A 22,719-nucleotide genomic window follows, 5' to 3' on the forward strand; every position below is an offset into this window, starting at 1 on the left:
CGCCTCGGGGGAGTGGGGCCGCAGAGGTCAGGCCAGCAGGGGGTAGGAGTGGTGGGCGGGCCAGGACAGCCACACGCGGTCGCCGCGGTCGGCGGCCAGGGTGGAGTCGGAGGAGTTCTGCAGGTACACCGTGACGGTCTCGCCGCCGCCGATATCCACCTGGTAGTGGGTGGCCGACCCCAGGTAGACGGTCTCGGTGACGGTGCCGGGAACGGCGCTGACACCCTCGTCCGGCCGTTCGGCGCCGATGCGGATCTTCTCCGGGCGCACGGTCAGGCAGACCGCGGATCCGGCCGCCTCCGACCCCTGCGCGGCCAGCGCCGCGGGCAGCTCCGCGAGCAGGGCGGTGGCGCCGTCGGCGACCTCCACCCGCCACGCGCCGTCGGCCCCGCCGAGCACCGTGCCCTTGATGAGGTTGCTGGTGCCGATGAAGTCGGCCACGAACCGGGTGGCCGGCCGCTCGTACACCTGCGCCGGGGTGCCCAGCTGCTCGACCCGGCCGTGGTTCATCACCGCGATCCGGTCGGACATGGTCAGCGCCTCCCCCTGGTCGTGGGTGACGTAGACGAAGGTGATGCCGACCTCGCGCTGGATGCGCTTGAGCTCCACCTGCATCGCCTGGCGGAGCTTGAGGTCCAGGGCGCCCAGGGGCTCGTCGAGCAGCAGGGCGGCGGGCTGGTTGACCAGGGCGCGGGCCAGGGCCACCCGCTGCTGCTGCCCGCCGGAGAGCTGGGACGGCCGGTGCTTGGCCCGGTGCCCGAGTTCGACCAGTTCGAGCATCTCGCCGACGCGCCGCCTGATCTCGTCCTTGGCGACGCCCCTGCGCCTGAGGCCGAAGGCGACGTTGTCCGCGACGCTCATGTGCGGGAACAGCGCGTAGCTCTGGAAGACCATGTTGACGTCGCGGCGGTTGGCGGGGACCCCGGTGACGTCCTGCCCGTTGAGCCGGACGACGCCCCGGGTGGGCTCCTCGAAACCCGCGATCATCCTCATGGTGGTGGTCTTGCCGCAGCCGGAGGGGCCCAACAGGGAGAAGAACTCGCCCTGTTCGATGGCCAGGTCGACGCCGTCGACGGCGTTCACGGTCTCGGAGCCGGAGCGGAAGGACTTGGACACCCCCTCCAGGCTGATCGCGGGCTGCCGCGCGGCTGCGGTCTCCACGTCGGGCGTCTCCGGTGCTGTGGTGCTGGTAGTGGCCATGGTGGGGGTGGTCCTGTCGCTTGCTCGTTGCCGTACCGGGAGGCGGCCGGTCCGCCCGGGCGGACCGGCCGGGGCGTGTCACTCGCCGATGTAGCTCATGACGTGCTTGACGCGGGTGTACTCGTCGAAGGAGTACATGGACAGGTCCTTGCCGTACCCCGAGTGCTTGAAGCCGCCGTGCGGCATCTCGGCGGTGATCGGGATGTGGGTGTTGATCCACACGCACCCGAAGTCGAGGCGGCGGGAGACCCGCAGGGCCCGGGCGTGGTCCCTGGTCCACACACTGGAGGCGAGCCCGTACTCCACCGAGTTGGCCCACGCGACCGCGGTGTCCTCATCGGTGAACCTTTGCACCGTGATGACCGGTCCGAAGATCTCGTCGGTGACCAGCTCGTCGCCCTGGCGCAGGCCCGAGACGACGGTCGGGGCGTAGAAGTAGCCCTCGTCGCCCACCCGGGAGCCGCCCGCCAGCACCTCGGCGTGGTCGGGCGCCCGGTCCAGGAAGCCGCTCACCCGCGCCAGCTGGTTGGCGTTGTTGACCGGGCCGAACGCGGCGTCGGTGTTGCTCGGCGGGCCGGTGACGGTGTTGCGGGCCTGCTCGGCCAGGGCGGCTGCCAGGTCGTCGTGGACGCCCGGCGCGGCCAGCACCCGGGTGGCGGCGGTGCAGTCCTGGCCGGCGTTGAAGTACCCCGCCTCGGCGATGCCCGCGGCGGCCCGCTCGATGTCGGCGTCGTCGAAGACGATGACCGGGGCCTTGCCGCCCAGCTCCAGGTGCAGGCGCTTGAGGTCCTTGGACCCGGACTGCGCCACCTCGTACCCGGCCCGGGTGGAGCCGGTGAGGGAGATCAGGCCCGGGACCGGGTGCTCGACCAGGGCGCGGCCGGTGTCGCGGTCGCCCGCGACCACGTTGAACACGCCCGGCGGCAGGAACTCGGCGGCGATCTCCGCCAGCAGCAGGGTGGAGACCGGGGTGGTGTCGGAGGGCTTGAGGACGATGGTGTTGCCCGCGGCCAGGGCGGGGCCGATCTTCCAGGCCGCCATGGCCATCGGGTAGTTCCACGGGGTGATCTGGCCGACGACGCCGATGGGCTCGCGGCGGATCCAGGAGGTGTGGTCGGCGAGGTACTCCCCGGCGGCGCGGCCCTCCAGGTTGCGGGTGGCGCCCGCGAAGAAGCGCAGGGCGTCCAGCACCTGCGCGATCTCCTCGCTCTTGGTGAGCTCGACGGGCTTGCCGCAGTTCCGGACCTCGGCGGCGACGAGTTCGTCCGCGCGCTCCTCCACCCGGTCCGCGAACCTGTTGAGGGCGATCTGCCGTTCGGCCGGGGTCCAGTCGCGCCAGCCCTTCTCGAAGGCGGTGCGGGCGGCCTGGAACGCCGCGTCGACGTCCTCGGCGGTGGAGACCGGGGCGGTGGCGAAGACCTTCCCGGTGGCCGGGTCGACGAGGTCGCTGCGGATCCCGTCGGCCGTGTCCACGTACTCGCCGTTGACGAAGTTGCGCAGGTCTTGGGTCACGGTGCTCTGCTCCCGGGTCGGTCGGGCGCGTCGGTGCGCCGACTGGCTGTTGATGCGCGCGCGCATAGCGCTGTGATCTGTCACACTGCCATCCGGCAACGGCGAGATCAAGATCTGCCAATGGATTCCGTTGTAAAGATTAGATTTCCCAACGGATACTTGACAGAACATGGAACGGTGCGACTATTTCTATTGAGAGGGTCGAGCATGTGACCCCCGGGTCGACCCGAGCGTGGTCCCCGCGTTACCGACGAGCTTGGAGCATCAAGTGGCAGCGCACATGAGTCCTGAGCACCTCCAGCAGGCCGCCAAGGACCACCTGTGGATGCACTTCACGGAGATGGCCGCCTACAACGACGCCGACGTCCCCGTCATCAGCCGCGGCGAGGGCGTGTACGTCTACGACGACAAGGGCAAGCGGTACCTCGACGGGCTCGCGGGACTCTTCGTCAGCCAGGTCGGCCACGGCCGCGCCGAGATCGCCGACGCCATCGCCGAGCAGGCCCGCGAGCTGGCGTACTTCCCCATCTGGACGTACGCGCACCCCAAGGCCGTCGAGCTCGCCGAGCGGATCGCCTCCCTGGCGCCCGGCGACCTGAACCGCGTCTTCTTCACCACCAGCGGTTCCGAGGCCGTGGAGTCCGCCTGGAAGCTGGCCCGCCAGTACTTCAAGGCGATCGGCGAACCCACCCGGCACAAGGTGATCAGCCGGCGCATCGCCTACCACGGCACCAGCATGGGCGCCCTGTCCATCACCGGCCTCCAGGGCATCAAGACCCCGTTCGAGCCGCTGGTCCCCAGCACCCTCCAGGTGCCGAACACCAACTTCTACCGGGCGCCCCGGCACGGCGACGACATCGAGGCGTTCGGCCGCTGGGCCGCCGACCAGATCGAGGAGGCGATCGTCCAGAACGACCCGGACACCATCGCCGCGGTCTACGTGGAGCCCGTCCAGAACTCCGGCGGCTGCTTCCCGCCGCCGCCCGGGTACCTCCGGCGGGTCCGCGAGATCTGCGACCGGTACGGCGTGCTCATGGTGTCCGACGAGGTCATCTGCGCGTTCGGCCGCCTGGGCGAGTACTTCGGCGCCACCAGGTACGGCTACGTGCCGGACATGATCACCTTCGCCAAGGGCGCCACCAGCGGGTACGTCCCGCTGGGCGGCATGATCGCCCGCGAGAAGCTCATGGAGCCGTTCAAGGAGAAGGGGTCCTCCTTCCTGCACGGCATCACCTTCGCCGGCCACCCGGTGGCGGCCGCGGCGGCGCTGGCCAACCTCGACCTGTTCGAGAGCGAGGGCATCCTCGACAACGTCCGCCGCAACGCCCCGGTGTTCCGGGCGACCCTGGAGAAGCTGCTGGACCTGCCGATCGTGGGCGACGTGCGCGGCGACGGGTACTTCTACGGCATCGAGCTGGTGAAGGACAAGGAGACCAAGGAGACGTTCAGCGACGAGGAGTCGCACCGCCTCCTCAAGGGCTTCCTGTCGGGCGCGCTGTTCGACGCCGGGCTCATCTGCCGCGCCGACGACCGAGGCGAGCCGGTCATCCAGCTCTCCCCGCCGCTCACCTGCGGCCCGGAGCACTTCGTGGAGATCGAGTCGATCCTGCGCAAGGTCCTCACCGAGGCCTGGGACCGGCTGTAGGCCCCCGCCCCTCCCCGCGGACGCCCCCCGTTCCCCTCGGGCGGGGGGCGTCCCCGTGCCCGCCGCCGGCGCGGGGAGCGGCGGCCTTCGCGTGCGGGGCCGTCCGCCGACAGGCGGCGGGGGCGTTCCCGTGCGGGGCGGACGCGGGTGCCTGGTGCGGAGCCCCCGGGTACCACCGGAACCGCGGTGCCCGTCCGGCGCGGGGGCCCGGGCCAGGGGGCACCCGGACCGGGACGGCGACGGGGCGGCCGCGAGTGGCGCCCGGGGTCAGGTGGGCCAGGTGAAGACGTCGGCCTCGGCGGACACCAGGTGGGCGTCGGACTGGCCGAACTGGATCACCCGCACCCCCACCCAGCCGCCCTCGGGGACGGTGCCCTTCCACGAGTACGCGAACCGGCCCCGGCCGATGGCGTGCACGGCGCTGCCCGCCGGCCGCTCGGAGAGCGCGCCGCCGCCCGCGTCGAACTCGACCGCGCGCAGCTGCACCTCGGTGCCCGGGGTGACCCCCATCAGGGTCACCCCCACCGAAAGGTCGTAGCGCCCCTCCAGCGCCAGCACCCGGACGTCCGCCGTCCCGTCCCCGCGGTGGTCGAACCCGATGTCGTGCCAGGTCGCCGGGGCCAGGGTGACGCGGGTGTCCTTCGTGAAACGGTGGTGCTCGGGCATGCGGACTCCTCGGGGCCGGTCGCCGGTCGGGTCCAGCATCCGGCCCCGGGGGTCACCGATCAACCACCCCGCGCCCGTGTCACTTGGGCCAGTAGAAGACCTCGGCGGTGGCCTCCTTGATCCGCGCCGGCCGCTCGCCGTACTGGGCCACGCGCACCCGGACCCGGCGGCCCGCCGCCAGGTTCCCCTTCCACGTGTAGGTGAAGTGCCCGAACCCCGCCGCCTGGAGGGGGGAGTCGATCGGCCGGTTGCGGGCCACCTTCCAGCCGCCGTCCCCGTCCTGCTCGTACTCGGTGGCGCGCAGCTGCACCTCGGTGCCCGCCGGCAGGTCCTCCAGCACCACCCCCACCGACAGGTCGTACAGGGCGCCGTCCGGCTCGTCCACGCCCACCAGCGAGTACAGCTCCCCGGTGCGCCCGTCGTGGAGCCGGTCGAACTTCAGGGACGTCCACGTCCCGGCGGGAAGCTCCTGGGCGCTGTCCTTCTCGAACCTGCGGTGCCTGGGCATGTCGTCGTCTCCTTCGGATCCGCTCGGGGGCTTGCTGAAGGTGCCGTCCCGGACCATCCGGTAGGCCTTGTCTCCGGGGCAGGAGGTGGCGATGAAGTCCCGGTGCCCCAGGACCTTCCCGGAGATGGAGGTGTCCGGCTCCATCAGCCACTGCCGCAGCTGCCGGACCGCCTCGATCTGCTCCGGGGTGACGGGGTCCTTGGGGCCGGTGGCCAGGGTGACGCTGTAGTGCGAGGAGTTGCCGCCGGGCTGGGCGGCCTGGACGCGGTACAGCCCGCGGCCCTCCAGCACATGGCCGTGCGGGCAGGCCATGAACGAGTTCCCGGTGAAGTAGGCGGTGCCCGCCCGCCGGGCCAGCCAGGTGCCGTCCGGGGTGGTGGGGCACCAGATCCGGCCCGTGTGGCGGACGCGTTCGACCGTGAACCCGTCGGTGCGGGCCGCCACCGCCCTGGGGCTGAAGGTCTGCTCCGCCGACAGCTCCACCCGCCACCCCCCGAGCGGGACGCCGCGCACCGACGCCGTCCGCCCGGCCAGGACCGCCGCGAAGCGGAACGCCTCGGCGCCCGCCTCGTCCGGCAGGTCCAGGAACCGGTCGTCCCGGCCGGCCGAGGCCATGACGACCCGCAGGAACAGGTCGAGCTGGGCCCGGGTCAGCGACCTCAGGAACCCGTGCGAGGGCACACCCCCCGGCATCTGCTCGGCCAGCGCCCCCTCGGCGCCCGCCGACAGCCGGAACACCGCCTCCGCCGAGGTGTGCTCCTCCCACCAGGCCACCGCGTCCGACCACTCGGGGGCGCCCGCGGCCGCGGCGCCGAACAGGCCGTGCAGCAGGGCGCGCACCCGGGCCGCGTCCTCGGTGCCGCGCCGCAGCGGACGCCGGATCACCGTTCCCGGACCCGGCACCGACCACGCCCAGGCCACCAGCTCCACCAGGGCGTCGGACCACTTGGCCTGGCCGGGCAGGTCCGCGCAGGGGGCGGCGGTGCGGATGCGGTCGCGGACGGTCAGCTCCCCGCTGGTCGTCCAGGCGGGGGCGAACCCGCTGCCGGGCCGCGGGTCGCGACCCGGTCTGCCGGTCCTGCGCTCCACCGGCCAGCGGTGGCCCGGGGTGCTGAGGGAGGAGTGGCCGCGGCCCTCCATGAGGAGGAGCTCGCGCGGCACCGCGGGGAAGACGTTCACCGCCAGCAGGGGCTGCCAGCGGGACAGGCCGGTGGTGTGGTCCAGGGTCAGGACGAGGTCGCCGGGGGCGATGGCGTCGAAGGGGCGCCACCCGTCCTCGGTGAGGATCTGCGTGTCCTCGTCCACGCAGTAGCCGATGTCCGCCCAGCCCCTGCTCGGGCCGGTGTGGAAGCGGCGGGTGCTCTTCCAATAGGCGATGCAGGCCGAGTGGTCCCTGTTGGCGAGGTTCTGGTCGACGCTGTCGTAGTGGACGACCAGGCCGCTCTTGGGATCGGCGTGCCCGGCGGGAGAGGGACCCCAGCCGAGGTCGGACCGGGAGACGTACTTGCTCGGTCGTGGCATGACTCCAGTGTGTCAAGAAGACACTCCGTTGTGTAGCGGAATGGTGATATCCGGTCGGAAAATCCCCCGCGTGGCGCCCCCTGTGCCCCACCGCCCCCATACGGCACGATGGTGCTTCCGCCACCTTCCCGGGAGGTCCGCCCGTGCGCTACGCACACACCGTCGGCGTCGTCCGCGAGGCCGAGGCCGCGCTCATGGCCCGGCTGCCCGGCGGGGCGCTCATGCGCCGCGCCGCCGCCGGCCTCGCGGTGGAATGCGCCCGCCTCCTCCCGCGCGTGTACGGGGCGCGCGTCGTGCTGCTCGTCGGCCCGGGCGACAACGGCGGCGACGCCCTCTACGCGGGCGCCGACCTGGCCGCCCGGGGAGCCGCCATCCGCGCCTTCCCGGCCGCCGGGCGCGCCCACGAGGGGGGCCTGGCCGCCCTGCGGGCGGCGGGCGGGCGCGTCGTCCCGGCCGACCGCGCCGAGGACACCCTGTTCGACGCCGACCTCATCGTCGACGGCCTGCTCGGCATCGGCGGCCGCGGCGGGCTGCGGCCCCCGTTCGCCGCCCTCGCGGTGCTGGCCGCCAACGCCCCGGCGCCGGTGGTCGCCGTCGACCTGCCCAGCGGGGTGGACGCCGACACCGGCGAGGTGGCCGGGGCCGCCGTCCGCGCCGACGTCACCGTCACGTTCGGCACCCACAAGCCGGGCCTGCTCGTCGACCCGGGGGCCGCCCGCGCGGGGCGCGTGCACCCGGTGGACATCGGCCTGGGGCCCGAGCTGCCGGGCCCGGCCCTGCTGTCCTTCGACGACGCCGACGTCGCCGCGCTGCTCCCCGCCCCGGGGCCGGAGTCCGACAAGTACCGGCGCGGCGTCCTCGCCGTCCGGGCGGGCTCGGCCCCCTACCGGGGCGCCGCCGTCCTCACCGTCGGCGGGGCGCTGCGCACCGGGGTGGGCATGGTCCGCTACGCGGGGGCCGAGCCGGTCGTCGACCAGGTGCTCGCCCGCTGGCCCGAGGTCGTCGCCGAGGTCAACGACCCGCTGAGCAGCACCCGCCTGGACCCGGGCCGGGCCGCGGCGGCCGTCATCGGCCCGGGGCGCGGGACCCGGCCAGGCAACGCCGACGAGCTCCGCGTGGTGCTGGAGAGCGACCTGCCGGTCCTCGCGGACGCCGATGCCATCACGCTCCTGGCCGATGACGCCCTGGCGGACCTGGTGCGCGAGCGCACGGCGCCGACCCTGGTCACCCCGCACGCGGGCGAGCTGTCCCGGCTGCTGGGCACCGACCGCGAGGAGGTGGAGGCGCGGCGCCTGGAGCACGCCACCCGGGCGGCGCGCGAACTGGACTGCACGGTGCTGCTCAAGGGCTCGACGACCCTCGTCGCCCACCCGGGCTCGCCGGTCGCCGTCAACGCGACGGGGACCCCGCTGCTGGCCACCGCGGGCTCCGGCGACGTCCTGTCGGGGATCGTCGGGGCGCTCATGGCGGCGGGCCTGCCCGCCACGGAGGCCGCCGTCTGCGGCGCCCACCTGCACGGGCGCGCCGCCACCCTGGTCCGCGCGGGCGCCCCCGTCAGCGCCTCGGACCTCCTCGACGGCATCCCCGCCGCCCTCCTCGCCATCCGGGCCTCCGCCACCCCCTGACCTCCGCCCCGGCGTACGGGGCTCGGGGGACCGGCACCGCGCGGCTCCGGCCGGCCCGCCCCGTCCTGGCACGATGGGGGTCGACGACCGACGGAACGGATCCCCCATGCCTGCCGCCCCCACCCTGATCGGTGCCGCCCTCTTCCTTCTCGGGCTCGCGGCGGCCCTGGCGGTGGAGGCGTGGATCATCCGTGGGGACCGCGCGCTCTCCGGTCTGCCCGTGGGCCGGATGGGCCTCCTGTTGTTGAGATCCGTGCCGCTAGCGCGTTCCTGCGCGCGCTTCTACCTGGGGGTGGCGGCGATGTGGGTCCTGGGGCCGGTGCCCGGATACCCGGCCCTGGCCGTGCCCGTGGTCCTCGCGGCGTTCGGTTCCCCGTCCGTCGACCGGCGGCTGCGCCGCCTGCGCTCCGGCCTCGGGCCGGGCGGCCGCCCCGAACCCCGCCCGCTGCCCTCGCGCATGCTCGCCGACCGCGGACGCCGGGCGGCCGGGAGCGTCCTGCTCGCCGTACTGGTCGCGGCCACGGTCGCCGGGGCCCTCGTCGGCGGATGGCCCGCAGCGGTGGCGATCGTCGTCCTGGCCGCCGCGGGCGGGGCGGTCGCACAGGGGCTGCTGCTCCCGCGCATCCTCCTGGACGGCACGCACCTCTACCTGTACGGGGGCCGCGGGACCGCGGTCGTCCCGGTCGAGCACGTGGCCCGCGTCGAACCGGGGCGGCGCGGCATCACCGTGCACCTCACCGACGGCACCGAGGTCTCCTCGACCACCTGGGCGCGCGCCCCGGGCCGCCGCCGGTGGACCGCCGACCGGGTGCGCGACTTCGCCGCCCGCGCCCGCCCGGCCACCGCGGGCATCGGCGGCCGCCGCCCCGAACGGGAGCGCACGTTCCCGCTGGACCTGTCCCTCGCCTGGGCCGGAGCCGGCCTCGTGGCCCTGGCCGTCCTCGGGGGGTGAGGCGCAGGGACCCGGCCCCGGAAGGGGGAGTGCTCCGGCGCTCGGCCTCGGAGCACCGTGCTCACCGGGCGCCGGGGTTCCCGAACGACAAGGAAACCGTTCCGGTCCCCGGCGCGTCCTTGAAAAGGACGAAAAGGATGTAAAGGTCTTCTTGGAGGGAGGCCGGTGACCCGTTCCCCCAACGCGCGGAGGCGGTCCGATGGGCACAGCGACGGCCGCACCCGGTGGCGCGCGCTGTTCAGGACCTGTGTCGTCCTGCCCTTCCTCGGCCTGCTGACGGCCCTCGTACTCTCCTTCGGGGTGGGGGACGCGGTCACGCGCCTCCACTACGCCACCGGTTCCGCGACCGCTCCCGGCACCGTCCAGGAGATCCGCGAGGGGAGGCCCGTCGTCGCCTTCACCACGGCGGACGGGACCGAGGTCACCACCGAGGTCCGCGGCGACCACCGCCGCGGCGACCCCATCGACGTCACGGTCCGCTACCTCCCCGAGCGGCCGACCGAGGCCATGCTGGACGGCTCCTCTTGGATTCCGCCGATCCTGTTCTTCCTTCCGGCGGCCCCGCTCCTCGTGCTTCTGGTGCTACGCCATCCGCACGGTCCCCGCGCGGCCCTGTACCGGGCCCGGCTCCGGGGCCTCGCAGGCGCCGAGCCGGCGGAGCGGCCCCCCGGCCTCACCCCCCTCCTCTTTTCGGGTGCGCTCCTCACCGTCGGCGGGGCGGCGCTGGTCGTCGTAGCGCTGGCCGCCTTCGAGTCCTGGCGGTCCTCCGACCTCTTCCCCGCGCTGGCGGTGGTCGGCGCCGCCCTGTTCCCGCCCGGGCTGGACCTGCTGTTCCGGGGGAGGCTGCTCCGGTTGGAGCGCGGCCCCTCCCGCCCCGTTCCGGCCCCGCCGAGGCTCTGGAGCACGGAGGCGTACGCGGTCATGATCGGCCTGGCCTTCCTCGTGGTCCCGCTGACGCTGCTCGTGGCCTGGTCCGTGGCGGAAGGGGAGGTCGACGACCCCGAGGAGGGCACCGCGACGGTGGTCGCCGCGGGCTGCGGCGACGTCATCGGTAACGGCCGCGGCTGCGAGGACGGGGTGGCGCTCGCCTACGAGGTCGACGGCCTCCCCCACACCGCGACCGCCGACATGCTGGGCCTGGCCCTGGAACCCGGCGAGGAGGTGCGCGTGGTCTGGGACGCCGAGGACCCGAGCCTGGTCCTGCTGGAGGGCCCGTTGTGATCCGCAGGGGCGGTGACGGACAGTGCCGTGCCGACCATGCCTTCACGTCGGCCATGGTTCCTCGTTGCCGCTGTTCGGGCGCCGACCGCCGACGGCCGGTGCCCCTGGGGCCCGCGGGCTTTCCGAACGGCAAGGAAACCGTTCCGATGGCCGGTGCGTCCACGAATAAGGACGAAACGGATGCATTGCCCCCTGCTTTCGGTCGAGTGGACGAGGAGGCCCGCCCCTGAACCCCCACCCCGCCCCCGTGGAAGAGACCCCGAAGCCCGGTGCGGTCTTCGCGCGGATCTTCGTCTTCATGCCGTTCCTCGGCGTCGCCCTCGCCCTCCTCGGCGCCCTCGGTGCCGGGGACGTGGTCACCCGGCTGGCCTACGAGACGGACTCGGCGACCGCTTCCGGCACCGTCGTGGAGGTCGAACGCGGACGGCCCGTCGTGGTCTTCACCACCGCGGACGGGACCGAGGTGACCGCCACCGCGCGAGGCGAGTACCGGCGCGGCGACCCCCTCGGCGTCACGGTCCGCTACCTGTCCCACGACCCCTGGGAGGCGACGGTCGGCGACGCCCTGTGGGTGCCCCCGCTCTTCTTCGCGCTGCCCCTCCTCCCGGTCGCCGTCCTCCTCTTCCTGCGCCACCCGAACGGGCCCCGCGCCCGGGCCTACCGGGCCCGGGTCCGCGCCCGGCAACACGGCCGCCCGCCGGAGGGGGCGTTCGGCCCGCCGGTGGTCCTCTGGTCGGTCTCCGGGACCGTCTTCACGGTTTGCGCCCTGGCCCTCATCGCGGCCTCCCTGTACGGGTTCGACACCTGGGACGACGGCCAGCTGTTCCCCGTGCTCGGCCTGATCGGCGCGGCCCTGCTGCCGCCCGGCCTCGACATGCTCTTCCAGGGGCGGTTGCGCTACCTGGAGCGCGTTCCCGGCAGGCGCGAGCCGGTTCCGCCCCGGCTGTTCCACGGCGGCCTGTACATGGGCCTTCTCGGCGTGGCCTGCACGGCACCGATCGTCCTGCTGGTGTTCGTGTCCGTCGCGGCCGACGTGGAGACCCCCGAGGAGGGCACCGCCCGGGTGGTGGCCGCGGGCTGCGGCGACGTGATCGGCAACTCCCGGGGGTGCCGGGACCTGGTAGCCCTGGAGTACGAGGTCGACGGCCTGCGCTACACCCAGACCACGGACGACGTGGGCTTCGACTTCGCCCCCGGCGACGAGGCCCTGGTGGCCTGGGACGCCGACGACCCGACCCTGGTCCGCGTGGAGGGCGTTCGGTGAGCCGCAAGCGCGACCAGCGGCGGGGGCGTCCCAGCGGCCCTCGCCCGGTTCCGCAGCGCTCGGTGCGGGAGATCCTGCGCGCGGAGGCCGCGAGTGCGGGGGGTTCACTGGCGTCCCGGAGCCTATGGCCCGTCGTGGGCTACACGGTCGGGGCTGCCGTGTTCTTCAGCGTCCTGAGCTTCTTCGCCGTGCCGTGGACCGGGCGCTGGTTCGCGGTGGTGCCCCGGGCGGGGCGGGTCGTGGCCATAGAAGACGGGAACCCGGTCGTGGTGGTCGATGGCGGCTCCGGGGAGCCCCTCCGGGTGGTGGCCCACGGGTCTCACACGCCGGGCGACCCCCTGGAGGTCACCGTCCGGCATCCCCCGTTCGTGCCCGAGGCCGCGGTCATGGGGGACCATGTCCCGCCGGGGCTCCTGGTCGCCCTGGCGGTCCTGCTCTGCCTGGCCGTTCTCGCGGTGTGGGCTCCGAAGGGCCTGCGTGCCTCATGGCTGCGCAGGCGGCGGACCCATCCCCGCCGCGGGCGGGTCCGGGGCGCCGAACTCTGGGTCCCGGTCACGCTGCGGGCGGGCGCGGCCGCCATGTGCCTGGTCGCCGGTTCGGCCGCGGGGGTGCTCGGCAGTGCCCTCGGCGGTGTCGTCTCCCCGGGGTGGCCGGTCGCCGGCCCCCTGCTGCTCCTGTGTCTCGCCTGGCTGCTGGTCCCCGCCGGTGCCGTGCTCGCGGTCCACACCCTGTACCGGTACGCGGAACGCGCACCGGTGAACGTCCGCCCTCCGGCCCGTGTCCGGGTGCTCCCGCGCCGCGCCGTGCTGTTGCTCCGGGCCGCCGCGCTGGTCGTCGGGTTCGCGGGCGGAATCGCCGCGTTCGCGGAGCCACGCCCGCCTGTCGGCCCGGTCGAGGCGGGCACCGCCGAGGTCGTCGACGTTTGGTCTGCGGAGTCCCGCAGCGGTGCGTGCCTGGGGCGGGCGCTGGTGGGGTACACGGCAGTGGGGCTTCCCTACCGGACGACCTTGCACGTGGAGTGTGCGGACCTGCGGGTGCTGGAAGCGGCGGGTGAGATCGATGTGCGGTGGGCCGCCGGTGCCCCCGAGTACGTGGAGTGGGTGCGATGACCACGGAGCGGGCCGACCTGGTCGACTTCCTGGAGCGCCTCAAGCGTGAACGGGGCCTGCCCTGTGGCATCCCCGCGGCCCCCGGGCCCATCCCTTCCTCGCCTTCGTCGCCGTCGTGGTCCTGGGCGGGCTGCTCGGCGCCTCGGTGTACCTCACTACTGCCGACTTTGTGCGCCGGGCCGCCTTCGAGCACCGGTCGCACGCCGTCACGGCGACCGTGGTCCAGATCCGCCACGGCGACCCCGTGGTCGCCTTCACCACCGCCGCGGGCGAGGAGGTCACGGCGGTGGCCCACGGCGAGTACCGCCGCGGCGGGCCCCGCGAGGTCGGCGCCCGATATCTGATCGAAGATCCTGGAGCGGTGGCCATGGCCGATCACCGCTGGGCTCCCTGGTGGGTGCTGGTGGCCGGGGCCGCGGCGGCGTTCGCCGTGCATGCCCGGTGGGCGCCGACCGGGATCCGCGGCGGATGGGTCTGGCGGAGGGCGAGAACCCATGTCAAGGGGCCCGGACCGGGCGGGTGGACCCGTCGTACCCTGCTCCGCCCGGCGGCGGGCGCGGCCGTGTTGCTCGTGTCGGCCGCGGCTTTTGCCGCGCTTCCCGTCTTCTTGGGCGACCTCCCCGGATTGGCGGCGGATCCTGCCGGACTCATCCTGCTGGTGCCCGCCACGGTGTGCGTCGTCGGTGCCGGAACGGTGGCGGTCCGCGCCGCCTACCGGTGGGCCGAACTCGTCTCCGCGCCCCGTCCACCGCGCCCGTTCCGCCTGCTGAGTCCCGGTTGGTTCTGGCTCCCTGCGCTCGCGGTGTGCGCGGCCACGACGTTGTGGGGCCTCGCCTCCCCGGTGGCCGACCGCCTCGAGCGCTGGGAGGCGGGTACCGCCGAGATCGTCGACGTGCGCTGCGAGCCCCGGGGGCGGGGCGCATCATGCACCACCTACCTCACCATCACCTATGCGGTCGACGGTCTGCCCTATGTCGAGGAGGTTCCAGGCGACTACGCCCGGGGTGGTGTTCCCGTCGAGTGGGACCCGGAGGACCCCACCAGCGTGCGGATCACCGATTGATCCCGGCCCGGCCCGGGCCGGCGCCGGCCTCGCGGCCCTGGCCGTCCTCGGGGGCGGGTCGTCCCGGGCCTCGCCCGGGGGCCCGGGTCAGCGTGGGCGGGCGGCGTCCAGGCCGAGTTTGACGATGTCGGTGATGAAGTAGTCGCCCGGGTCGCGGGCGTCGCGCAGCAGCGGCACCTTCTCCTCGTCCACCCACATGAACTCGGTGTGCTTGTCCGCCTCCAGCCGCGGCGCCTCCAGGTCGCCGTCCACCCGCACCAGGTAGTCCACCTCGTGCCGGGTGAGCCCGTCGCCCGGGTCCCAGTCGAGGCGGAACAGCTCCGCCTCCACCCGGCGCAGCCGCCAGCCGGTCTCCTCCTCGACCTCGCGGACCAGGCCGGCCAGCATGGTCTCGCCGGGCTCGACGTGCCCGCCGACGATGTCCCAGCAGTGCGGGAACACCTTGCGGTGCGGGGACCGCCGCTGGGCGAAGATCCGCCCGTCCGGGGCGGCGATGATCGCGCCCGCCACGTGGGTGCGTCCGTCGGAGGTGTCGGGGAAGACGATCCCCGGCGCCACCTCGATGTCGTCGATCCCGTGCGTCATGGCTCTCCCGTGCTCGACTGTGGGTTCCACCTTATGGTCCGCCGGTGCCGCCGACCTCGGCCTTCCGGATGATCTTCCCCCTCGGCCTTTCGGCCGCCCCCGCCTTCGGGGGAGGGCGGGTCGGCCGTGCAACGTCCCGTGGTCGCTCCCTTTCCCGGGGCGCTCGGCCGTGCCGCCCTGACCGGAGGCCTCCCGACCTCCGGCTCCCTCCGGGCGGCTCGGACGTTCACCTTCGCCGGCCGTCCGGTCCCCGTTCGCGAGGTCGCCGAGTCCCCGCGGGTCTCCTCGGCCCCGGAGCCGACGGCGTCCGCTCCCCACGGTCCGGGTCACTCCATCCGGTCGTCCTCGGCCCCGCCCGCGTCCTCGGCCCCCTCGGGCTCCGGGGGTTCCGCCGCACCCCGACCGCGGCGCGGCAGCCGCAGGGTGAGCAGCTTCGCCCGCGGGGCGAGCCGCCCGGCCAGCTCGAACACCCCCTCGGTGCGCGAGTGGTCCTCGTCCAGCACCGAGAACAGGTTGACCCCCAGGTAGAACGTGATCGCCCCGTAGGCCACCTCCCGGGCGGGCAGCAGCCGGGCCAGCGGGGAGCCGCCCAGCACCCGCTCCCACTCCTGCTCGATGAACGCGATCCACGGCTCGGCGCGGTCTCGGATCTCATCGCGCAGCTCGGGCTTGGTGACCGCCGCCGCGACCAGCTCGGAGAACTCGGTGATGTAGCCCCGCTCCAGGTCGGTGCGGTAGATCCGGACGGCCGCCTCCACCAGCTCCTCCAGGGTGCGCGCGGGCGCGGTGAGCTCCCGGTACATGGCCATGCGCTCGGCGCTGGACCGGTCCAGCGCGGCCAGCAGCAGCTGGTCCACGCCCCCGAAGTGGTAGAAGACCAGCGCCGAGTTGGCCTCGGCCCGCGTGGCGATGGCCCGGGCCGACGCCCCGGCGTACCCCTCCTCGCGGAGCGTCTCCGCCGCCGCCGCGATCAGTTTCTCCCGGGTCTCCTCGCTGGTCCGCCGCCCCGCGCCGCCGCTCCTGGCCATGCCCTCGCTCCTCCGCCGTTGCCGATCCTCTTCATCATACGGTTTAATCAAGTGATTAAACCGGTTGATTCAACCGAACGATGAAGGAGATCGCCGTGTCCGAGAACCCCCTGGCCAGCGGGTCCCGCTGGCTGCTCGCGGCCCTGGTCCTGGTCCTGCCGGTGGCGGTCGTCGCGATCCGGCTGACCCACTGGGGAGCCCTCGACCAGACCGCCCTCTTCTACCTCGGCCTGCCCACCGGCATCGCCCTGCTCGTGGTGTTCACGGCCCGGCCCCGCAGCGCCATGGGCGTCTCCATGGCGGTCCTCACCGTGGTCCTGGCCATGTCCGCCGTCATCCTCGGCGAGGGCATGGTCTGCCTGGTCATCGCCGCGCCCCTGCTCTACGGGGTGGTCGCCCTCGTCACCGCGGTCGCCACCGCCATCGCCCGCGGCGGCCCCCGGTCCCACCAGGCCCTCTTCGCCGTCCCGCTGCTGTTCGTCCTCACCCTGGAGGGCGTCGCCGGGATCTCCTTCCTGCCCCGCGCCGACCGGGGGGAGGGCGGCGCCTCCACCGGCGCGGACCCCGCCGAGGTCGCCGCCGCGCTGTCGGCCCCGCCCGCCTACGGGCCCTTCGAGGCCGTGTTCCTGCGCGCCGTCCCCTTCCCCGAACCGGTCGCCGCCACCGGGACCGGCCTGGAGGTCGGCGACACCCGCCGCATCGAGTTCACCCCGCGCACCACCCTCCAGATCGGCTCCGAGCCCACCCCCCGCCACATGGAGCTGGAGGTGGTCGAGAGCGAGGTCCGCGCCGACGGCGGCCGGGTCGTGTTCGAGGTCACCGAGGACGCGGCGTTCGCCAAGTGGATGGACATGCACCGCGCCACCGCCACCTGGACCGCCGAGGGGGACGGCACCCGCATGGACTGGGCCATCGACTACGACCGCACCTACGAGCCGTCCTGGTACTTCGGGCCGATCCAGGCCTACGCCACCGACCTGGCCGCGTCCTACCTCGCGGAGACCTTCACCGTCGGCGCGGGGGCCGCCGCGTCCACGGCGGAGGACCGGTGATGGGCCCCGAGCTCCCCGCCCTCCTCGTCCGCGGCGTCGGCCTCTCGGTCCCCGTCCTGCCGCTCGTGGCCCTGTGCCTGTGGCGGCCGCCCCGGCCGCGCGAGACCGCCGCCATGATCGTCTCCACCGCCTGGGCGCTGCTCACCCTCATCCCGCTCAACCTCTACGCCCTGCACGCGGGCTGGTGGTCCTTCCACGCCGAGGGCGCCGTGTGGGCGGGCATCCCGGTCGACCTGCTGCTCGCCTGGGCGCTGCTGTGGGGCGCCCTGCCCGCGGTGCTGCTCCGGTTCCTGCCGGTGCCGCTGCTCACCGCGCTGCTGGTGTGGGCGGACATCATCGCCATGCCGCTGGCCGAGCCCGTCGTCGTCCTCCACGGCACCTGGCTGCTCGGCGAGTTCGCCGGGTCGGCGCTGTGCCTGATCCCCGCGCTGGTGCTCGCGCACTGGACCCGCCGGGGCCAGGCCGTGCGGGCGCGCATGTGGGCGCAGGCGGTGCTGTCCTTCGGGCTGATGGTGGTGCTGCCGGTCACGGCCCTGGGCATCCTGCCCGGCGACGGGTTCGCCGTACCCGGGGGCCTCCCCGCGGCCCTGCAACTGCTGGGGTTCGCCGCGCTGCCCGGGCTGGCCGCCGCCCGCGAGTTCGCCCGGGTCGGCGGCGGCACCCCGCTGCCCTACGACCCGCCCGAGCGCCTGGTCACCAGCGGTCCCTACGCCTACCTGAGCAACCCCATGCAGACCACCGTCGTCGCCGTCTACCTGGTCCTGGCCGCTGTCCTGGCCGACCCGCGGCCGCTGTACGGGGCCCTCGTCGCGTTCGCCTACGGCGCCGGGTTCGCGGCCTGGCACGAGGGCGAGCGGCTGCGCGAGTCCTTCGGCCCCGAGTGGGACCGCTACCGCTCCGGGGTGCGGGCCTGGCTGCCCCGCTGGAGGCCCTGGCCGCACCGGGCCGCCGGGACCCTGTACGTGGCCGCCGACTGCTCGCTGTGTCAGGGGCTGCGGGCGTGGATCGAGGCGCGGTCGCCGGTGGCGCTCCGGATCCGGGACGCGCACGAACACTCCGAGGTCCTGTACCGGCTCACCTACGAGAACCCGGAGGGGGTCCGCTGGAGCGGGGTGCCCGCCCTGGCCCGCGCGCTCGACCACCTCCACCTGGGCTGGGCGTTCACCGGCTGGGCGCTGGACCTGCCCGGGGTGCGGCACTTCGCGCAGCTGTCCGCCGACGCCTTCGGGGCCGGTCCGCGGCCCGCCCGGGTGCCCGGCTCCGCGCCCGAGCCCGCCCCCTGACGGGCCGGGGTCCCGCCGTTATGCTCGGTCGGGCCGGAACGCCGCGGGGCCGCGGGCCCCGCGGGCGCCCGGCCCCGACCTCCCCACCCCCAGACGGCCGAGGATCCCCAGATGGAAGAACAGGCCATGCTCGCGCGGGACCTGGTCCTGCGCGTGTGCGCCGGAGCGACCGAGCTCGACCCGCAGTGGATCCGGGCCGACGGCAAGGTCACCACGCCGTTCCTCGTGCCGCGCGACCGCAACCTCGTGCGCGCCGTCATCGCCGCCGGCCGGTCCATGGGGGTGGAGCGGCTGCTGGTGTGCCGCACCCGGCCCGAGTTCTCCTACGAGCCCGTCACCGAGATCCCGCTGCACACCGACACCCTCATCGACCTGGTGCGCGGGTGGGGGCCCGACCCCACCGACTTCCTGGTGTGCGTGGAGGACTTCTCGGCGGCGGTGCTCATCACCGCGGACGACCTGACGGTGGCGGCGGGCCCGGCGGACTTCGTGCGCGAACTGGTGGGGGCGGACATCCCCCAGGCCCGGGCGCACTTCGCGTCGCGGGCGGAGATCGAGAAGACCCCGGACCTGGTGCGGGCCGCGGCGCTGTACCGGTGCTCCGGCGCGGGGCCCCGGCGCGCCCCGGGCCCCGACCTCTACGAACGCGTCGCCGCCGGGGCCGACCGCGTCCGGAGCGGGCGGGCCGCCCGCGGCCTGCGGGCGCTGCGCGGGGCGGCGGGCTGGACGGCGCTGGCGGTGGCGGCCATCGCACCGCTGGCGGTCTCCGCCGTGGCGGCCCCGGTCCTGCCGGCGGTGGTCACGCTCTTCGCCGTGCTGTTCCAGCTGGCGCTGCTCGCGCGGTCCCGCACGGTGGCCTTCGCCTCCCTGCTGCGGGTCGCGGCGCTGGGGGCGCTGCTGCTGTGGCCGATGGGGCTGGCCGAGCGGGCGGTCGCGGGGGCGCTGGGCGCGGACACCTACGACGTGGTCCCGTACACCTACGTGGCGGTGACGGTGGAGGAGGTCGGCAAGCTGCTGCCGCTGCTCCTGCTGACGCTGGTGGCGCCGCGCCGGGCGCGCAGGCTCGCGGCGGTGGACTTCGCGCTGCTGGCGGCCGCGTCGGGGGCGGGGTTCCAGCTGGCCGAGCACCTGGTCACCGCGCTCGCGGTCGGCGGCTCCGGCGGCGGCGGGTGGTTCCTGCCGGGCGGCAGCGAGCTCGTGGACCGGGGGACCGGGGCCGTGGTCGCGGTGTTCTCCGGGCACGCGGTGACCACGGGCCTGGTCGGGGCGGCGCTGGGGCTGGCGGTCGTGGGACGGGGGCGGTGGCTGTGGGCGCTGCCCCCGCTGGCGGTGCTGCTGGCGTTCCTGGAGCACCTGAACCTGAACGCGGTCCTGGCCGGCGCGGCGCTGCACCCGGCGTCGGGCGTGGTGCTGGGGCTGCTCGGCGGGGGGAGGCTGACGCCGTTCCTCCTGGTGGTACTGGTGCTGTGCGCGGTGGCGCTGGACTACCGGCTCATCGCGACGGCGGCGGAGAGCACCCCGCCGCTGCCGGGGCTGCCGCCGCTGGCGGGGCTGCGCCGGCGGGCGCGCGGACGCGCGGTGGCGACGCGGGTGCGGGTGCCGGGGGACATCGCGACGGGGTTCCGCCGGGCGGCGCTGGCCTGGGCGGAGCTGCCGGTCACGCTGACGACGACGCTGGCGATGATCGTGCACGAGCTGGCGGCGTGCACCATCGCGGCGCGGCGCGGGCCGGCCGTGCTGGGGGACACCTGGAGGTTCCTGCGGCAGCGGCGGGCGAACGCCATGGGGGAGGCCCGGTCGGCGGGGCGGCCGTGGCGGCACCACCCGTCGCAGGAGGACCTGACCCGGACCGCGCGGGAGCTGGCGAGGCGCCTGGGGCTGGCGGCCACGGGCGGGGTCACCGCGATGGCGGGCGCGGCGGCGGTGGCGGTCGCCGTGGTCCCGGTGGCCGCGCCGGGTGTCCCGGCGGGGGAGCCGGGGTACGCGCTGCTGGCGCTGGAGCGGTTCCAGACCTGGTTCGGGGGGCTGTCGGCGTTCGACGCGGTGTGGGCGGCGGTGCTGCTGTGCGCGGTGCTGCTCCTGCTGGTGTCGGGGAACGGGGTGCCGCGCGCCCACCCGGACATGCGGGACTTCCTGCGCTCGCCCTCGGCCAACGGCGGGGCGGTCCTGGGCATGCTCGCGCCGGGGCAGGTGGTGTACGCGGCCGTCGGCCTCGCGGGCCTGCTGCTGCCCCGGTCCGCCGACCGCCTCCTCGTCCGCTGAGCCGGCGGGCGGGAGCGGACACCCTGCACGGCGGCGGACGGGGGCGTAGACTGGAGGGGAACGGGGACAACGTCCCGTTCCGAGAGAGCCCGGTACGCCGGGACGAGGGTGTGACGACAGGGCAGGACTCGGAACCTCCGTTCCGCGTTGCCATGCCACTTCGGTGCAGGTCTGGAACCTGCCCCTCTCCCGCCGCGCGCGGCGCGCTCTCCGCGCCGCGCTCCCATCCGGACCGGGACGAGCAGGACTCCCCGGGCCGGGGATCGCAGAGCAGTCCACCATGGCCTTCTTCACACCTCACCCGCCCGCCGTCTCCGACACCCCTCCGTCGGTCCCCCGGCTGAGGCTCAATCCCATCCCGCACCACGGCGCAGTCCTGGACGGCGGGTGGTGGCCCAGGTCGGGCGACCCCGTCGCCGAACTGCCCGGGCTCATCCTGGCCATCGACGACCGGCGGGGCCCGGTCCACCTGGTCGAACTCGGCGTCACCGGCTGGTCGCGCCGGCCCGGGCTCCTCGCGGTGGCCGGTCGCGCGGTCCGCCTCTCCTGGTCGCTGGAGACCCCGCCGGACCTCCTGGTCGCGGTCGGCGAGAACGGTGCGCGCACCCGCCTGCTGGTCGTACCGCCCGGTGTGACGGCGTTCTCCGCCTGGTCCGCGCTCGACCTGGCCATCCTGTCCACGAACACGAAACAGGCCGCCGAGATCATGGACGTGGCCTCCCTGCTCGCGCCGCCGCCCCGCACGCCCCCGGAAACGGACTGGGAGTCCGAGGGGGGCGGACTCTACGAAAAGGCCGAGGGGACCGTTCACGTCTCACACCGCGGCGCGGTGTCGTGGCGGAGGCACCCCCGCGGGACACTCGTCCGGATCTCCGGCGACATCGACCTGGTCACGGCCCCGGGGTACCGGACACGGCTGTTCGAGGTGCTGCGCGCCCGCGGGGACAGCGGCGACAGGGTGGTCGTCGACCTGTCCGGGGTGACCTTCTTCGGGGCCGCCGGGCTCTCCCTCCTGGCCGAGGTCCGGGCCCGGGCGGAACGGGCGGGGACCGACCTCCGCCTGGCCGCGCCCCCGGACCGGATCACCAGGCTCATCGAGCTCACCGGAACGCACGGCCTCCCGCCCTTCCACGCGACGGTGGAGGAGGCGATGGCCGGATGAGCCGGGCCGACGGGGTCCTCCCGGGACAGCGCAGGGGGAGCGACTTCGCGGTCCTGTCCCGGGAGGTGGGCGAACACGGGCTGCTGCGCAGGCGCCGAGGACACTACGCGGTGCGGATCACCGTCACGCTGTCCCTGCTGCTGGCGGCGTGGGCGGTCTTCGTGCTGGTCGGGCCGTCGTGGTGGCAGCTGGTCACGGCGGTGGTGCTCGGCCTGCTCTTCACCCAGACGGCCTTCATCGGGCACGACGCGGGGCACGGCCAGATCGCCGAGGGCGAGCGGGCCAACCGGGTCATCGGGTGGATCCACGGGGACCTGCTGGTGGGGCTGGCGTACGGGTGGTGGGTCGACAAGCACGACCGGCACCACGCCCACCCCAACCACGAGGGCAGGGACCCCGACATCGCGGGGGCGGCCCTGGCGTTCAGCCGCGAGCAGGCCCTGAGGCGCCGCCGGTGGCCGGGGAGGTGGCTCGCCCGGAGCCAGGCGTGGCTGTTCTTCCCGATGCTGCTCCTGGAGGCCTTCCACCTGCACTTCGCCTCGGTCGCCGGGGTCGCGCGGCGCACCGGCCTGCCGCCGCGGACCCGGGCCGTCGAGGGAGCGCTGCTGGCGGTGCACTTCGGCGGGTACCTGGCGGTCGTGCTGACGACGCTCACCCCGTTGCAGGCGCTGTGCTTCGTGCTGGTGCACCAGGGGGTGTTCGGGCTGTACATGGGGTGTTCCTTCGCCCCGAACCACAAGGGGATGCCGGTGATCGCGGAGGGGACGAGGTCGGGGTTCCTGCGCCGCCAGGTCCTCACCTCGCGGAACATCCGGGGAGGCCCGGTGGTCGACCTGCTGATGGGCGGGCTGAACTACCAGATCGAGCACCACCTGTTCCCGTCCATGCCCCGGCCCAACCTGCGCCGTGTGCGGCCGCTGGTGCGGGCCGCGTGCGGGCGGTTCGGGCTGGAGTACCACGAGACGGGGCTGTTGCGCTCCTACGCCGAGGTGCTGCGCCACCTGCACCGGGTGGGCGGGCCGCTGCGGCCGGAGCTCGAGTACTGAGCCCCGCCGACCCGT

18 protein-coding genes are annotated in these 22,719 nt (G+C 74.6%); 12 read left to right on the forward strand and 6 right to left on the reverse strand.

The features are described from left to right. Window positions 1-27: 27 nt before the first annotated feature. A complete protein-coding gene (locus ACFVNO_RS13560) occupies window positions 28-1,200 on the reverse strand; it encodes an ABC transporter ATP-binding protein (protein ID WP_355262601.1) in 1,173 nt (390 codons plus the stop codon). 78 nt (window positions 1,201-1,278) lie between these two features. After that, window positions 1,279-2,778 carry a gamma-aminobutyraldehyde dehydrogenase gene (locus tag ACFVNO_RS13565; RefSeq protein WP_378892297.1) on the reverse strand — a complete coding sequence of 500 codons (1,500 nt, stop codon included), beginning with the start codon at window positions 2,776-2,778 and terminating at the stop codon, window positions 1,279-1,281. A 214-nt stretch (window positions 2,779-2,992) separates the two neighbouring features. Between ACFVNO_RS13565 and ACFVNO_RS13570 the strand changes: the two genes are divergently transcribed. After that, window positions 2,993-4,357, forward strand: a complete 1,365-nt coding sequence (locus tag ACFVNO_RS13570) for an aspartate aminotransferase family protein (RefSeq protein WP_355262595.1) — start codon at window positions 2,993-2,995, stop codon at window positions 4,355-4,357. Window positions 4,358-4,624: 267 nt separating this feature from the next. On the opposite strand, the gene ACFVNO_RS13575 is transcribed toward ACFVNO_RS13570, so the two are convergent. Further along, window positions 4,625-5,023 (reverse strand): hypothetical protein, encoded by a 399-nt coding sequence (locus ACFVNO_RS13575; RefSeq protein ID WP_378892300.1) that lies wholly within the window; start codon window positions 5,021-5,023, stop codon window positions 4,625-4,627. A 79-nt stretch (window positions 5,024-5,102) separates the two neighbouring features. Beyond that, window positions 5,103-7,052: a hypothetical protein gene (locus tag ACFVNO_RS13580; RefSeq protein WP_378892303.1), complete on the reverse strand. Its 1,950-nt coding sequence runs from the start codon at window positions 7,050-7,052 to the stop codon at window positions 5,103-5,105. A 143-nt stretch (window positions 7,053-7,195) separates the two neighbouring features. Between ACFVNO_RS13580 and ACFVNO_RS13585 the strand changes: the two genes are divergently transcribed. The 6 genes from ACFVNO_RS13585 to ACFVNO_RS13610 all read left to right on the forward strand — a co-directional run bounded on the left by ACFVNO_RS13585 (window position 7,196) and on the right by ACFVNO_RS13610 (window position 14,286). Continuing rightward, window positions 7,196-8,677, forward strand: coding sequence for an NAD(P)H-hydrate dehydratase (locus ACFVNO_RS13585; RefSeq protein WP_378892306.1), 1,482 nt, complete (start codon window positions 7,196-7,198; stop codon window positions 8,675-8,677). Window positions 8,678-8,783: 106 nt separating this feature from the next. Continuing rightward, window positions 8,784-9,629: a hypothetical protein gene (locus tag ACFVNO_RS13590; RefSeq protein ID WP_378892309.1), complete on the forward strand. Its 846-nt coding sequence runs from the start codon at window positions 8,784-8,786 to the stop codon at window positions 9,627-9,629. Between the two features lie 165 nt (window positions 9,630-9,794). Further along, window positions 9,795-10,850 (forward strand): DUF3592 domain-containing protein, encoded by a 1,056-nt coding sequence (locus ACFVNO_RS13595; protein ID WP_378892312.1) that lies wholly within the window; start codon window positions 9,795-9,797, stop codon window positions 10,848-10,850. A gap of 247 nt (window positions 10,851-11,097) precedes the next feature. Next, complete coding sequence (locus ACFVNO_RS13600) at window positions 11,098-12,114, forward strand: hypothetical protein (RefSeq protein WP_378892315.1); 1,017 nt, start codon at window positions 11,098-11,100, stop codon at window positions 12,112-12,114. 134 nt (window positions 12,115-12,248) lie between these two features. Next, window positions 12,249-13,223: a hypothetical protein gene (locus ACFVNO_RS13605; RefSeq protein ID WP_378892318.1), complete on the forward strand. Its 975-nt coding sequence runs from the start codon at window positions 12,249-12,251 to the stop codon at window positions 13,221-13,223. A 115-nt stretch (window positions 13,224-13,338) separates the two neighbouring features. Continuing rightward, window positions 13,339-14,286 carry a hypothetical protein gene (locus ACFVNO_RS13610; RefSeq protein ID WP_378892322.1) on the forward strand — a complete coding sequence of 316 codons (948 nt, stop codon included), beginning with the start codon at window positions 13,339-13,341 and terminating at the stop codon, window positions 14,284-14,286. Between the two features lie 87 nt (window positions 14,287-14,373). Here the strand turns inward: ACFVNO_RS13610 and ACFVNO_RS13615 are convergent, their stop codons facing one another. Continuing rightward, entirely contained in the window at window positions 14,374-14,871 is a 498-nt protein-coding gene (locus ACFVNO_RS13615; RefSeq protein ID WP_220563328.1) for an NUDIX domain-containing protein, read from the reverse strand. A gap of 326 nt (window positions 14,872-15,197) precedes the next feature. Continuing rightward, window positions 15,198-15,899, reverse strand: coding sequence for a TetR/AcrR family transcriptional regulator (locus ACFVNO_RS13620; RefSeq protein ID WP_378892325.1), 702 nt, complete (start codon window positions 15,897-15,899; stop codon window positions 15,198-15,200). 95 nt (window positions 15,900-15,994) lie between these two features. Between ACFVNO_RS13620 and ACFVNO_RS13625 the strand changes: the two genes are divergently transcribed. The 5 genes from ACFVNO_RS13625 (at window position 15,995) to ACFVNO_RS13645 (ending at window position 22,704) form a co-directional block, all read left to right on the forward strand. After that, window positions 15,995-16,951: a hypothetical protein gene (locus ACFVNO_RS13625; protein ID WP_378892328.1), complete on the forward strand. Its 957-nt coding sequence runs from the start codon at window positions 15,995-15,997 to the stop codon at window positions 16,949-16,951. Further along, window positions 16,951-18,234 (forward strand): methyltransferase, encoded by a 1,284-nt coding sequence (locus tag ACFVNO_RS13630; RefSeq protein WP_355262573.1) that lies wholly within the window; start codon window positions 16,951-16,953, stop codon window positions 18,232-18,234. Before ACFVNO_RS13625 ends, ACFVNO_RS13630 begins: the two co-directional genes overlap by 1 nt. Before the next feature lie 111 nt (window positions 18,235-18,345). Continuing rightward, entirely contained in the window at window positions 18,346-20,496 is a 2,151-nt protein-coding gene (locus ACFVNO_RS13635; protein ID WP_378892331.1) for a PrsW family intramembrane metalloprotease, read from the forward strand. 280 nt (window positions 20,497-20,776) lie between these two features. After that, on the forward strand, window positions 20,777-21,658 hold the full coding sequence (locus ACFVNO_RS13640; protein WP_378892334.1) for an STAS domain-containing protein: 882 nt from the start codon (window positions 20,777-20,779) through the stop codon (window positions 21,656-21,658). Beyond that, window positions 21,655-22,704, forward strand: a complete 1,050-nt coding sequence (locus tag ACFVNO_RS13645; RefSeq protein ID WP_355262564.1) for an acyl-CoA desaturase — start codon at window positions 21,655-21,657, stop codon at window positions 22,702-22,704. Before ACFVNO_RS13640 ends, ACFVNO_RS13645 begins: the two co-directional genes overlap by 4 nt. The last annotated feature ends 15 nt before the right edge of the window (window positions 22,705-22,719 follow it).

This window comes from Nocardiopsis sp. NPDC057823 (assembly GCF_042797335.1).
Classification (GTDB): Bacteria; Actinomycetota; Actinomycetes; order Streptosporangiales; family Streptosporangiaceae; genus Nocardiopsis; species Nocardiopsis changdeensis.